Consider the following 12,849-nt stretch of genomic DNA (forward strand, 5'->3'; position numbering starts at 1 on the left):
CCGAAAACCTCGAACGGAGAAGCGATGAGCTCGAACGAGTCCGAAGTGGTGGCGTTCCTGGAGGGCCGCGCCGCCGCCCAGCAGGCGAAGGACATCGACCGGCTGATGTCCTGCTATTCCCCCGGGATCGTCTACTACGACGTCGTGCCGCCCCTGCGGTTCACCGGGACCGAGGAGGTGCGGCGCAACTTCCTGCGGTGGTTCGACGGCTACGAAGGGCCCATCACCCTGGAAACGCACGACCGCACCATCGTGACGAGCGGCGACGTCGCGTTCGCCAACATGCTCCACCTGGACTCCGGTGAGCGCAAAGGCGGCTTCCAGCGGTCGATCTGGGTGCGGGAGACCGTCTGCCTGCGACGGTCGAACGGCAGGTGGTCGATCACGAACGAGCACGTCTCGATCCCGTTCGACCCGACGAACCTCCAGGTCTGGCTCCCGACGGAGAAGGACCAGCCCGCCTGACCGCACGCCCGGGGTCGGACGAGGGCGTGCCGCGTCCTCGCCCGACCCCGCCGGTCACCTCGCCGCCGTGACGGCGGGCGCGGGTTTGCCGCGCGACACCGCGACGCCGACCAGGCAGAGCGCGCCGCCCGCCAACGCCACGAGACCGGGCACCTCGTCGAGCAGCGCCCACGACAGCACCACCACGATCGCCGGCACGAGGTACGTCGTGGCGCCGAGCTTGCCGGTGGTCATGTGGGAGAGCGCGTACGCCCACGTGTAGAACGCCAGCGCGGTCGGCAGCAGGCCCAGGTACACCACCGAGAGCGTGGCGCTCGCCGGCGCGTCGCCGAGGTCGCGGACGAGCTGCCCGCCGAACGGCAGGCACACGATCGCGCCGACCACGCAGCCGAACGTGGTGGCCTGCAACGCGGACGCGTGCCGAAGGGCGGGTTTCTGCGCCACCACGCCGACCGCGTACCCGGCCGCCGCGACCAGGCAGAGCAGCGCGCCCCGGGTCGTCGAGCCGCCGCCGGAGTCGACGAGCCCGACCGCCGCGACGCCCGCGAACGCGATCGCGAGCCCGACCAGCAACCGCACCGGGAAGCCCTCGCGGAGCAGCCACCCGGCCAGGAACGCCACCAGGATCGGGCCGACGCCGACGATCAGGGCGGCCGTGCCCGCGTCCGCGTGCCGCTCACCCCAGTTCAGCGCGACCATGTACAGCGCGAACCAGAACACCCCGGACCCGATGATCCCCGGCCACGCCGCTCTCGGCGGCACGCCGACACCGCGCAGCGCGGCGATCGCACCGAGCGCGATCGCGCCGACCAGCAACCGGCCGAGCGCCAGCGACCCCGGCTCGAAGTGCTCGCCCGCGTACCGGATGCCGACGAACGCCGACGCCCACAGCACCATCGTGACCACGACCGCCGCGGCGGCCTTCCCGTTGACACCGCTGCGCTCCACGGATCAACCCCCCGCCATCGCGCGGATCACCCGTCGCCGCAGCTTGCCCGTCGGCGTGCGGGGCAGCTCGGCCACGAAGACCACGTCCTCCGGAACCTTGTACCAGGTGAGCGTCGCCCGCGCGCCGGCGAGCAGCTCGGCGCGCACCTCCTCCGGCGACGCGCCGTCGTCCAGCACCACGAACGCGCGCAGCGACGTGACACCGCTCTCGCGCCGTGCCGAGCACACCGCGGCCTCCCGCACGGCGGGGTGGCGCATCAGGTGGTCCTCGGTCTCCGCCGGGTGCACGTTCTGGCCGCCGACGATCTCCACGTCGTCCAACCGGCCGTGCAGCCGCACGTACCCGTCCTCGTCCGCGGTGGCCGCGTCGCCGGTGGCGTACCAGGAGTCCCCGGCCCGCGCCGGCGGATCGCTGCCCCGTGCCACGCCCAGCGCGATCGACGGACCCGCCACCTCCAGCGCACCCGGCACGCCCGGCGGAGCCTCGACGCCCGCCTCGTCCACGATCCGCATCCGGTACGGCGGCAGGATCCGCCCGATCGTGTGGTCACGGCTGTGGCCGATCGCGTTGGCCACCAAGGCGTGCCCGATCTCCGTCGTGCCGAAGATGTTCAGCAGCCGTTCACCGAGCACCTGCCTCAGCCGCACCTCCAACGGCGCCGGCAGCACCTCGCCCGCGACCAGCGCCAGCCGGAGGCCGGACAGCAGCGCGTGATCGGGGTGGCGCGACAGCCGGGCGTAGAAGCTCGGCTGGCCGTAGAACACCGTCACGCCGCGGTCTTTGATGATCCGCAACGCGTCGTCCTCGGTCGCCCGTGCCGGCGACAGCACCGTGGTGCCGCCGCGGTGCAGCGGGAGGAACACGGAGTTGCCCAGGCCGTAGGCGAAGTACATCCGCGACACCGAGAACGTGACGTCGTCCGGCGTGATGCCGACGACCGACCCGATGGCCCGCTCGTACACGCCGGGGTCGCCGTGGGTGTGGAAGCACAGCTTCGGGTCGCCCGTCGTGCCCGAGGTGAACACCGCGTACGCCGGGGTGTCCGGTGTGGCCGGCGCACAGGGCGGGTGGGGCGTGAGGCCCTCCGCCCGCAGCTCCTCCGGCGGGATCAGGTCGGCGGGCGGACCGCCCGGGTCCTCCTCGCACACGACCGCGTCCGGCACCGCGATCCCGATCGCCCGGCGCAGCTCGTCCGGGTGCATGGTCGAGTTCACCGGCACCGCGACCGCGCCGATCCGCAACGCGCCCAGGAACGCCCACACCGCGTCGATGCCGTCCGGCAGGACGAGCGCGATCCGGCTGCCGGCGCCGAGCCCTCTCGCGGTGTACGCGGCGGCCGCACGGCCCGCCCCCTCGTAGACGTCGGCGAACCGGTAGGTCTCGTCGTCCACGTGGTAGGCGGGCCGGTCCAGCCAGCCGTGGTCGCGCGCGAGCCCTTCGAGCCGTTCGACCAGGTTCCCCGTACCGCCCTGCTTCGCGCGCAGGGTGTTCTCGCTCGACGACATGATTCCCCCGTCATCACGTCGAAAGGTGATCGGCGACGACTCCCCGGGTCGCCGCCGCATCGAGATTGACCGCCCGTGCCGCGCAATGTCAAGGACAGGTGCTCGGCAACCAGCTCCGATCACGCTGAACGTGCAGGTCAGTGCGTCGGCGTATCACACGATGGAGTGGTTGTTCGGGTGCGCTTGGAAATTGCCGATCACGGGAGCGCGTTCGTGGCAATGAGCATTTCCGCGACCGGTCTTGGTTGCTATCGCAGCACGACGGGGAGCGAGTGGAGGCGGCTGCCCATGATGCCGCCGGGCCCGCTGTGGCGGAGGTCGTCGAACGGGGTGGTGAGCCGAGCGGCGGGGTAGTGGGTGCGGAAGGTCTCGGCGACGGCGCGGAGTTCGAGCCGCGCCAGCTGGGCGCCGATGCAGTAGTGCGGGCCCGCGCCGAAGGTGAGGTCGGCGCCGTCGCCGCTCTCGTTGACGCCCTTGATGTCGACGAGGACGGGGGAGCGCGCCGGCAGGCGGGTCCCGGCGAGGTCCAGTTCGGTCGACGTGAAGCGCCACAGGGTGAACGGCGCCGCCGGGTGGTGGCGGAGGGTGTCGCGGACGAGCTCGTCGTCGGCCGGGGCCGCGGGATCGCCGAGCAGGCGTGCCACGAGGAAGCCGATCGTCAGGTCGGTGGTGAGCTGACCGGCGAACAGCAGGGTGAAGACCTGGTAGTGCAGGTCCCGCCGCGTGCTGCCCGGCGGCATCCGGTCCGCGAGCTCGGTGGCCGGTCCGCCGCCGTCGAGCGCGGCGGTCGCGAGGTCGGCGAAGGCGGCCATGGCCTGCCCCACGTGGTCCGGGTAGTCGGTGTGCATCAGCCTGCACGCGCGCATCGCGCCGTCCACGTGCTCGTCCGGGATGCCGAGCAGGTCGCACAGGACGGCCAGCGGGTACCTGGTGGTGAAGTCCTCGAGGAGGTCGACCTCGCCGGGTCCGAGGCGGGCGAGCAGCCGTTCTGCGATGGCCCGCAGCCGCGGGTAGGCCGCCCGCACCCTGGCCGCGCCGAACAGCGGTGCGAACGCGCGCCGCAGCCGACCGTGCGCCTCGCCGTCCAGCGTGGTCACCGACAGCTGCTCGGCGGCGGTGGGTTCGAGGCCGGCCACGCGGTGATCCCAGTGCGGCGGCGCCAGGGCGGTGTCCTTGGCGAAGCGGGTGTCGGTCAGGACTTCGCGGGCCAGGTCGAGGTCCGTGACGATCCAGACCGGTCCGCCGGCCGGCGCTTCCGCCTGGACGAGGGGTCCGGCCGCCCGCATCTCCGCCCGGTGCGGGTCGGGAGCGTCGATGGCGCGGGCTCGGGTGGAGAACGGGCAGGTGACGGTGGGTGCGTCGGTCATGGGCGCCTTCCCTGGTCGCGACAGTACGCCCAATATAGCTGCATGACGCAGATACTCTGCAACGCAGAAGCTGTGTCATGCATCGACTGCGTGGCGCAGTATGCTGGCCGGGTGGAGCGAACGGGATGAGCAAGGCGCCTGACGACGCGCGGTCGGAAGTCCTGCGGGCCGTCGCCCGGTGGCAGATCCCGGTCATCCAGCTCAACGGGATGATCGCCGAACGCCTCGGCGTGCCCTGGGCGGACCTCCAGGCGCTGTACGTGCTCGCCAACGAGGGCCCCGCCACCGCGGGCGAGCTGGCCCGGCGCGTCAACCTCACCAGCGGCTCGGCCTCGCGGATGATCGATCGCCTGGTGCGCGCGGGTTTCGCGCGCCGCGTGCCGGACGAGCACGACCGGCGGAAGGTGCTCATCGAACCGGATCCCGACGCGGTGGAGCGGGTCGGCCGGATGTACGACGGCCTCAACGAGCGGCACCGCCGTGACGTCGAGGCGTTCGACGACGCGGAACTCGCCACGCTGCTGCGGTTCATGGAGACCGCCGCCCGTCGCACGGAAGAGGAGATCCGGGACTTCGGGGGTTAGTCCGTCGCGGCGGCGAGCCGGGCCGCACCGGCGGCCGCGCGCGGGCCCGTCGCGACCGCGAGGTGTCCTGGATGTGGCGCGCTTGGTCGTCGTGCCACATCCAGGACGATCAGCTCCGAACCCTAGCCGCAGGTCCGCGTGTCGTACGACGCCCAGCGGAACACGCCGTCGGGGTCGTAGAACCCGTACTTGCCGCCATCGCGGTTGCGCATGACGGGGAAGCTGCGCTCGATCCCGAAGTAACCGCCCCACCGGTAGTCCCCGTCGGGGCCTTGGTCGGTCACCTTCCGGCCGGCCCGGGCCCACGTGTCCCTGCCGACCGAACCGTCGCCGTACAGCCCGTGGGCCTGCTGCCACCGCACGGTGGCGGCGTGGGTCCGGTCGCCGAAGATCCCGTCGACGTCGCTCGCGGCCAGGTAGCCGTCCGCCCTCAGGATGGTCTGCCACAGGCAGGTGGCGTTGGAGTGGCGGTGCGTGCTCACGTTGTTGACGCCCTCGTCGGCCCAGTCCCCGTCGAGGTAGCCGGCGGCGCCGTAGATGAACGCCCGTCCGGTGTAGCTGCCCGAGGCCGCGGCCGAGCCTGCCGTGACGACCCCGAAGCCGAGTGTCGTTGCGGTCAACGCGATCGCGACGAACGCGGTCCGGAGCCCCCTCTTGCCCGGTTGTGCCATATTCCCCTCCGTGTCGAATAGCCGGTGCCCATTCCGACGAGGGCGACGGCTGAGGGGTGACAGCGCCGAGGCGGCCTGAGATCGGGATCACACCCGTCGAGCACGACGTCGTGCGCCGGTCCGAATCCGGTCGCGGCGGCCACTTCGCGCCCGGGGAGGCGCCCGACTTGCCCGTCAGGCGACGCCCGGGAGTTCTTCGCCAACCCCTACGCGGACGGGACCGGGCCTCCCTTGCCGCCTTCCAGCACGGCCGGTTCGGGCGGGTTCAGCACCGCCAGCAGCCGCACGAACCCGTCGCGGTCGCCCCGCACGGCGACCTCGCCGGCCGCTTCCGCGTCTTCGAGCCGCCGCGCGCCCCACACGACCTCGTGCAGCGAACCGGGATCGGTCACGACCACGGCGTCCGCGCCCGCGCCGTCGCGCCGGTCCACGTCGATGGCGCCGTCCGACACGGAGACCCGGAACTCGTCGCCGCCGACCCGGACGGACACGTCGACGGCGAACCCGGCGGCCAGCCGCGGCTCGAACAGGCTCTTGAACGCCAGCATCACGGCGTCGGCGCCGATGGCGGCACGCCGGTCGAGCCCGGGCGAGCGCCCGCCCCACCGGCCGAAGCCGACGATCACCGGTTCCAGCTCGCGGCCCCAGGGCGTCAGGTCGTACACCCGCGTCGACGCGGACCGCAGCAGCCTGCGCCGCCGGACCACGCCGGCGCGCTCCAACTGCCGCAGGCGTTGGGACAGCACGTCCGGGCTCGCGCCCGGCATCCCGGCGCGCAGGTCGGTGAACCTCTTGGGGCCGAACAACAACTCGCGGACCACCAGCAGCGCCCACCGCTCACCGACGAGGTCGAGCGCGTGGGCGGCCGGACAGCTCTCCTCGTACTTGCGCTTGCTCGCCACGGGTGCACCTGCCCAGGGTGAGAACGGCCTTGCGAGGACGCCCGAGTGGTCCGGGCGGTGGTGCGGAACGTCGGCCCGCCTCGTCCGGCGCGGGTGGAGGCAGGCCGACGTCCGCGCTCGGCTCCTGCTACCCGAACCGGTAGGAGCCGACGATCTTCGCCTCGCTGAACTTCGGCGGGCTGCTGACGCGGTCGCCGAAGTCCTTCATGAAGTCGGCGAACGCGGAGACGCCGTCCAGCGGGTTGTCGTCGGTCTCGTGGACGACGATGTGCACGAAGGTCACGCCGTCCTCGAGCCGGAAGGTCGCGTACCGGATGCCACCCGGATCCTGGGCGCCGAGCTCGGTGTAGATCCGCTCGACGAGCTCCTGGTTCTCGTCCGCCTTCTCCACGCTGTCGGCGGTGTACTGGATCACGTGGTTGCTCATGCAGTTCCTCTCGGTGGTGTGCTGGCAGGACGCCGCGTGGGTGGGCCGTGCGTCGGCCCACCCACGCGACTCCGGGTGGCGGACGTCAGTCCTTCTCGGACGGGAACGCCACCTCCGTGCCCGCGTCCGCTCCCGGTGGGCGAGGGGGTTTCCCGGGGAGCGGGGACGCGGTGAGCAGACCCGGCGTCGCGAACACCGTCGCGACGGGGAACGTCGTGGCCGGCGCCGACCGGCGGCGCGGATCCGGTGGTTCGGACGAGTCCGGTGTCGGTGGTGGCTGGTCGTTCCGTCGAGTGGACATCCGCTCCCCCAGGGGGCTGTCAGTCCTGGAAACAACCCGCTCGGTTGAACACTACTAGTGCCTAGTCCTAAAAGACAACCACGGACCCCGTCCGGAGGACTTCCGCTGGTAGGATGCCGTCATGGCGACCAAGCGCAAGTACGATGACGGGTGCGCGACGGCTCACGCCCTCGACCTGGTGGGGGAGCGCTGGGCGCTGCTGATCGTGCGCGAGTTGCTGTTCGGCCCGAAGCGCTTCACCGACCTGCGGACCGGCATGCCGGGCGCGAGCCCCAACGTGCTGTCGCACCGGCTGCGCGAGCTGGAGGAGTTCGGCGTGGTGCGCCGCCGCAAGCTGCCGCCGCCCGCCGCCGCCTGGGTCTACGAGCTGACGGCGTGGGGCCGCGAGCTGGAGCCCGTCATCACTTCGCTGGGGCGCTGGGGCGGTCGGTCGCCGTCGCTGCGGCACGACGCCGCGATCAGCGTGGACTCGCTGATGCTCGCCCTGAAGACGTTGTTCGACCCCGGCCGCGCCGATGGCTTCACCGCCGACCTGGTGCTGCGGCTGGGCGAGGACTCGTTCCGCGTGCAGCTGTCCGTGGACCGGATCTGGATCACGCGCGGCGAGCTGGACCACCCGCAGGCGGTGATCGAGACCGACCCGGCGACGCTCAACGCGTTGATCTGGAGCGGGCGCGGCCTGTCCGAGGCGATCGAGGCCGGCGACGTCGAGCTCACCGGCAGCCGGGAACGCGTGGAACGCTTCCTCGGCCTGTTCCCCCTGCCCGAGCCCGCCGTGGTCGCCTGACCCGCGCGGCACCCGCCGGGCGTTCGGGCCCGCAGCGTCGGGACGGCGCTTCCCGCGCCCGCGAAGGGGGGAAGCGCCGTCCGGTCTCAAGCGGTCGACGCGGTCACGACGGTGGCCGGGGTGGGCGGCTGCCGGCCGAGGATCAGGTCGGCGGCCTTCTCCGCGATGGCGATCGTGGGCGCGTTGGTGTTGCCGCGGATCACCGTCGGCATCACGGAGGCGTCCACCACCCGCAGCCCTTCGACGCCCCGCACGCGCAGCTCGGCGTCGACCACGGTGCCCATCGCGCACGTGCCGACCGGGTGGAACTCCGTCTGCGTCGCCCGTCTGACGTGCTCGCGCAGGTCGGCGTCGGATTCGGACGCGGGCCCGCCCACCTGCCGCTCGGTGTAGGGCGACAGCGACCGCTGCCGGGAGAGCTCCAGACCCCGCCGCACGCCCTCGACCATCGCGCGCAGGTCGGCGTCGTCGTCGTAGTAGTTGTGCCGGATCTGCGGCTTGGCGGTCGGGTCGTCGGACGCGATGGTCACGCTGCCCCGGCTGCGCGGGGTCAGCAGGCACGCGCCGAAGGAGATGGCGTGATCGGTCGGCGTGCCCAGGCCGCCGTCGGCGAACATCACCGGACCGGCGATGAACTGCATGTCCGGCGCGGGCAACCCGTCCTCGGACCGGAAGAAGCCGCCCGCCTCGCCGATGTTGGACGTCAGCGGACCGGTGCCGTGCTCGACGAACTCCCGCCCGTACTTCGGATCGCTCGCGATGAGCAGGCTCACCGGCTGGGAGTGGGCGAAGACCAGCATCACGTGCGGGTGGTCCTGGAGGTTCCGCCCGACCTCCGGCTGGTCCAGCACGACCGGGACCTCCAGCGCCCGCAGCAACTCCGCCGGACCGATGCCCGACAGCTGGAGCAGCTGCGGCGAGTGGTAGGCGCCCGCCGAGACGATCACCTCGCGCTCGGCCCGGATCTCCAGCTCCTCGTCCAGCCGCGAGCCGACGACGCCGGTCGCCCGGTCGCCGTCGAAGCTCACCCGGTGCACCTCGACGTTGGTCTCCACGGTCAGGTTCGGCCGCGCCATCGCCGGGTGCAGGAACGCCACCGCGGCGCTGCACCGCTTGCCGTCCCGCTGGTTCACCTGGTACAGCCCGAACCCGTCCTGCTCGGCGCCGTTGAAGTCGTCGTTGGTCGGGTAGCCGGCCTGGACCGCGGCGTCGACGAACGCCGCGGACATCACGTTGCGCGACCGGCCGTCCGAGACGGTCATCGGCCCGCCGACGCCGTGGAACTCCGAGGCGCCGCGCTCGTTGTCCTCGGAGCGGATGAAGTACGGCAGCAGCTCGTCGTAGGACCAGCCCGGCTGGCCCCAGCCGTCGAAGTCGAGGCGGTGGCCGCGGATGTAGATCATGGCGTTGATGGAGCTGGAGCCGCCGAGCACCCGGCCGCGCGGGAGGTAGATCCGGCGACCGTTGAGGTTCGGCTCGCCGTGCGTGTCCAGGTCCCAGTCCAGCCGGGTGCGGAAGAGCTTGCCGAACGCGGCGGGCACGTGCACGGTCGGCGAGGTGTCCGCCGGTCCCGCCTCCACCAGGCACACCTTGACGTCCGGGTCCTCGGACAGGCGCGCCGCGAGCACACATCCCGCTGAACCGGCGCCGACGATCACGTAGTCGTACATCCGCGTCTCCTCTTCCCGGGGGAACTGTCGCAATGAGTGACGAAACCCAGGGGGAATATCGTAAAAAATGCCCCACACGGCCGCTTGTTCCAAAGTGCTTACCTGTCGTAAAGGGGCGGTTCGCGGCGCTGCCGGTAGCGCCTCCCGGTTGCGCACCGTCACCCCGTGCACGACAAGAGGTCCCGCTCGGAGAAACCGAGCGGGACCTCTGGGATCGGACCTGACCGCCGTGCCGGAGCGGCTTGACCTGGTCGGGGGCGGCTGGTGGGTTCTTCCTCGATCACCTTCCGGGTTGCGAGAGCGGAATTCCCATTGGGGGAGAATCAGGCGGACGTGCCGATTGAACTGCGTTCGGTCACCTTTTGGGTCCGGTCCTGAAGTCGGTTGATCGGCAGGTTCGGGAATGGGATTCCGGGCCACCCGGAATTCATTGCCGAACCGGCGTGACGGGAGCACGCACGGCGGCACGGGTCTTGAGCCCGAGGGCCAGCACCCCGCCGAACAGGATGGCGCCCGCCGCGACGGCCAGCGCCGGTCGGCTGGCGGAGACGAAGGCGGTGCCGAACGCCTCCCGCGCCAGGGAGCCGAACAGCTCCGCCTGGTCCGGGGGGAGGTCGGCCGGGGTTTCCACGCCGCCCTGCTGACCGGCGCCGAGCCGCAGCCCGTGCGCGGCGGCCTCCTCGAACGCGTCGAGGAACCGCGGCCGGACGTTCTCGGGCAGCCGGGTGGACAGCACCGCGGTCTCCTCCCGCAGCGCCGCCACGAGCCGGTTCTGCAGCACCGCGCCGACGACCGCCGCACCGAGCGCGGCCCCGGTCTGCCGGGCGGTGTTGAGCACACCGGAGGCGATGCCCGCGCGTTCGGGTGGGATGCCGCGCATGGCCTCGGTCGTGGCGGGGGCCAGGGCGAGTCCCATGCCGACGCCGATGAACACCATCGGCACGACGAACGTGGCGGGCGTCGACGTCGCGTCGGGCACGAACGCCACCCCGAGCACGCCGGCCGCGTAGAGCACCATGCCGACGGTCAGGGGCAGCCTGCCCCCGATCCGGTCGGCGAGCCGCCCGCCGACCGGCGCCACGGCGCTGAGCAGGAGCGTCCACGGGAGCGCCGTCACGCCGGACATCAGAGGGCTCATGCCGAGCAGGGTCTGCGTCTCGATGACGAACACCAGCATCAACCCGTACACCGCGAACGACGTGATGAGCGTGATGCCGGTGGCGATGGAGTAGTTGCGGTCGCGGAAGAGGTCCAGCGGCACCAGGGCCTCGCGCTGCCGCCGTTCCCACAGCACGAACGCCACCGCCGTCACCGCGCTCAGGACGAGCACCGCCGGGATGCTGACCACACCAGTGATCACGCCCCAGTCGTGCCGCTGCCCCTCGACCAGCGCGTAAACCAGCGCCAGGAGCGCGACGGTGGCGAGGACGACGCCGACCACGTCGAACCGGTGCGGCCGCCCGGCGCGCAGGTCCGGCACGAACTTCAGCGCCAGCACCACGCCGAGCACGCCGAACGGGACGTTGAGCAGGAACACCGCCTGCCAGCCGAACGCCGTGACGACGAGCCCGCCCACGGTCGGCCCGCTCACCGCCGCGACACCGGCCACCGCGGTGAAGATCCCGAACGCCGCGCCCCGCCGCTCGGCCGGGAAGATGCCGGAGATCAACGTCAACGCCTGCGGTGTCAGCGCCGCCGCGCCGATGCCCTGCAACACCCGCGCGCCGATGAGCAGGCCCGGTGACGTGGCCACCCCGCAGAGGACCGACGCGACCGTGAAGACGGTGAGGCCGGCGACGAACACCGCCCGCGGCCCGACCAGGTCGCCGACCCGGCCGAAGACGATCAGCAGCGACGCGAACGCGAGCAGGTAGCCGTTGAGCACCCACAGCACCTCGTCGATGCCCGCGTCGATGCCCGACATGATGTCCGGCGCGGCGGTGTTGACGATGGTGGTGTCGAGCAGGATCAGGAAGTTCGCCAGGCACAGGACCACCAGGGCCCGCCACGGCCGCTGCACCTCACACCTCCGTCGCGCGGTGCAGCAGGCCCGCCATCCGCCGGGCAGCCGTGAACGCGGACCAGGACACCAGCTCGACCAGCCGCCGGTCGTCACCGCCGAACGCGGCCACGGTGTCGTCGTCGACCTGGTAGGACGCGATCGCCACGAGCAGCGCCAGGGTCGCGCCCGGCCGGTCCTCGGCGGGCAGGCCGGCCACCGCGTCGGTGACCCAGGCGCGGCTCAAGCCCGGTGGCGTGCCGTCCCACGCGGCGATCCGGTCGAGCACCAGCTCCCGTGCCGGCTGCGACAACGCCCGCTCCCCGCCGGCGTCGAACGCCGCCGCGATCCGGCCGAGCGCGTCGGCGATGACCGGGTTCCCGGCCGACCAGGCGAGGTCGTCCGGCCGCGGCGCCTCCGCCAGCAGCCGCAGCGAGCGGCCCGGCGGGTAGTCCTTGCGCGCGCTCGTGCCCATGAACTTGCCCAGGAACCGGCGGGCGGGCGCGGGCGCGTTGGCCGGCAGCGGCGAGTCGCCCAGGAAGACGTTCACCAGGCGGTTGAGGTAGTGGAACGCCACCACCACGCCGAGCAGCTCGGGCAGCTGCTCCGCCGGGAACGGCCGTGCCGCACCGGACCCGCTCGCCCACGCCTCGACGTCCTCGAACGAGGTGGGGGTGAGCTCTTGGAGGGTCGCGGTGTGGATGGAGACGCAATAGGGGCAGGTGTTCGAGCGCGACACGGCCGCCGCGACCGCCTCCTTCACCGCGCGCGACGCGTGCCCCGACGCGACCAGCGTCTCGCGCAGCAGCGACCAGGTGGCAGCCAGGGCGACCGGCGCGGGGGAGTGCAGCGCGACGGGCGGCGCGAGCATGCCGAAGTCGGCCTCGACGTCGGAGTACACGGCCGCCACCAGGCCGGTCGCCGCGCTCGGCTTCACCGGCTCGACGTGACGGATCTGGTTCAGGGAACGGCGCAGCGCGGTGCGGACGATCCTGCCCATCGGAATCTCCCTAGCTGGTGTGAGGTTTCACGGTCGGCGCCGCACCTGGCGCCCCGAGCACGGTGGCGGAGCCGGGGCCGCCGAACGCCACGAACACCGCGCCGCCGGCGTTCGACCGGTGCGCGACCGCCGTCGACACGCCCGCACCGCTCGTCGCCGGCACCGAGAGGCAGGTCGGGGGCGGACGCGCTGATCACGGGGTCCCGCGTCAGCGGCCCGACC

Annotated in this window: 14 protein-coding genes; 3 read left to right on the plus strand and 11 right to left on the minus strand. The window is 72.4% G+C overall.

Features of this window, described 5'->3' with window-relative positions; all coding sequences use genetic code 11:
* Window positions 1–24: 24 nt before the first annotated feature.
* Window positions 25–465 carry a YybH family protein gene (locus tag ABTZ99_RS08735; RefSeq protein ID WP_498786797.1) on the plus strand — a complete coding sequence of 147 codons (441 nt, stop codon included), beginning with the start codon at window positions 25–27 and terminating at the stop codon, window positions 463–465.
* 54 nt (window positions 466–519) lie between these two features.
* Here the strand turns inward: ABTZ99_RS08735 and ABTZ99_RS08740 are convergent, their stop codons facing one another.
* From ABTZ99_RS08740 to ABTZ99_RS08750, 3 genes are all read right to left on the minus strand, one after another.
* Window positions 520–1,413 carry a DMT family transporter gene (locus ABTZ99_RS08740; protein WP_498786798.1) on the minus strand — a complete coding sequence of 298 codons (894 nt, stop codon included), beginning with the start codon at window positions 1,411–1,413 and terminating at the stop codon, window positions 520–522.
* A 3-nt stretch (window positions 1,414–1,416) separates the two neighbouring features.
* Window positions 1,417–2,919, minus strand: a complete 1,503-nt coding sequence (locus ABTZ99_RS08745) for a class I adenylate-forming enzyme family protein (protein ID WP_499609623.1) — start codon at window positions 2,917–2,919, stop codon at window positions 1,417–1,419.
* Window positions 2,920–3,167: 248 nt separating this feature from the next.
* Entirely contained in the window at window positions 3,168–4,286 is a 1,119-nt protein-coding gene (locus tag ABTZ99_RS08750; RefSeq protein ID WP_499609626.1) for a cytochrome P450, read from the minus strand.
* A gap of 125 nt (window positions 4,287–4,411) precedes the next feature.
* Here ABTZ99_RS08750 and ABTZ99_RS08755 point away from each other — a divergent pair, with 125 nt between their 5' ends.
* The gene (locus ABTZ99_RS08755) at window positions 4,412–4,870 is read left to right on the plus strand and encodes a MarR family winged helix-turn-helix transcriptional regulator (RefSeq protein ID WP_498786801.1); all 459 of its coding nucleotides are present in this window, start codon (window positions 4,412–4,414) and stop codon (window positions 4,868–4,870) included.
* Window positions 4,871–4,992: 122 nt separating this feature from the next.
* Here ABTZ99_RS08755 and ABTZ99_RS08760 read toward each other — a convergent pair whose 3' ends face one another.
* From ABTZ99_RS08760 to ABTZ99_RS08775, 4 genes are all read right to left on the minus strand, one after another.
* Window positions 4,993–5,541: a peptidoglycan-binding domain-containing protein gene (locus ABTZ99_RS08760; protein ID WP_498786802.1), complete on the minus strand. Its 549-nt coding sequence runs from the start codon at window positions 5,539–5,541 to the stop codon at window positions 4,993–4,995.
* 206 nt (window positions 5,542–5,747) lie between these two features.
* The gene (locus tag ABTZ99_RS08765) at window positions 5,748–6,443 is read right to left on the minus strand and encodes a winged helix-turn-helix transcriptional regulator (RefSeq protein WP_499609631.1); all 696 of its coding nucleotides are present in this window, start codon (window positions 6,441–6,443) and stop codon (window positions 5,748–5,750) included.
* A 127-nt stretch (window positions 6,444–6,570) separates the two neighbouring features.
* A complete protein-coding gene (locus ABTZ99_RS08770) occupies window positions 6,571–6,870 on the minus strand; it encodes a hypothetical protein (protein WP_498786804.1) in 300 nt (99 codons plus the stop codon).
* Window positions 6,871–6,955: 85 nt separating this feature from the next.
* Window positions 6,956–7,171, minus strand: a complete 216-nt coding sequence (locus ABTZ99_RS08775) for a hypothetical protein (RefSeq protein ID WP_498778933.1) — start codon at window positions 7,169–7,171, stop codon at window positions 6,956–6,958.
* Window positions 7,172–7,292: 121 nt separating this feature from the next.
* Between ABTZ99_RS08775 and ABTZ99_RS08780 the strand changes: the two genes are divergently transcribed.
* Entirely contained in the window at window positions 7,293–7,958 is a 666-nt protein-coding gene (locus tag ABTZ99_RS08780; RefSeq protein WP_498778931.1) for a winged helix-turn-helix transcriptional regulator, read from the plus strand.
* 86 nt (window positions 7,959–8,044) lie between these two features.
* On the opposite strand, the gene ABTZ99_RS08785 is transcribed toward ABTZ99_RS08780, so the two are convergent.
* The 4 genes from ABTZ99_RS08785 to ABTZ99_RS08800 all read right to left on the minus strand — a co-directional run bounded on the left by ABTZ99_RS08785 (window position 8,045) and on the right by ABTZ99_RS08800 (window position 12,766).
* Entirely contained in the window at window positions 8,045–9,628 is a 1,584-nt protein-coding gene (locus ABTZ99_RS08785; protein WP_498778930.1) for a GMC family oxidoreductase, read from the minus strand.
* Between the two features lie 427 nt (window positions 9,629–10,055).
* Window positions 10,056–11,648 carry a DHA2 family efflux MFS transporter permease subunit gene (locus ABTZ99_RS08790; protein WP_499609636.1) on the minus strand — a complete coding sequence of 531 codons (1,593 nt, stop codon included), beginning with the start codon at window positions 11,646–11,648 and terminating at the stop codon, window positions 10,056–10,058.
* A 1-nt stretch (window position 11,649) separates the two neighbouring features.
* A complete protein-coding gene (locus tag ABTZ99_RS08795) occupies window positions 11,650–12,627 on the minus strand; it encodes a carboxymuconolactone decarboxylase family protein (RefSeq protein ID WP_498778928.1) in 978 nt (325 codons plus the stop codon).
* A gap of 10 nt (window positions 12,628–12,637) precedes the next feature.
* A complete protein-coding gene (locus ABTZ99_RS08800; RefSeq protein WP_498778926.1) occupies window positions 12,638–12,766 on the minus strand; it encodes a hypothetical protein in 129 nt (42 codons plus the stop codon).
* Window positions 12,767–12,849: the final 83 nt, after the last annotated feature.

Origin of the sequence: Actinosynnema sp. NPDC002837 (assembly GCF_040295345.1) — a bacterium.
Lineage (GTDB): Bacteria > Actinomycetota > Actinomycetes > Mycobacteriales > Pseudonocardiaceae > Actinosynnema.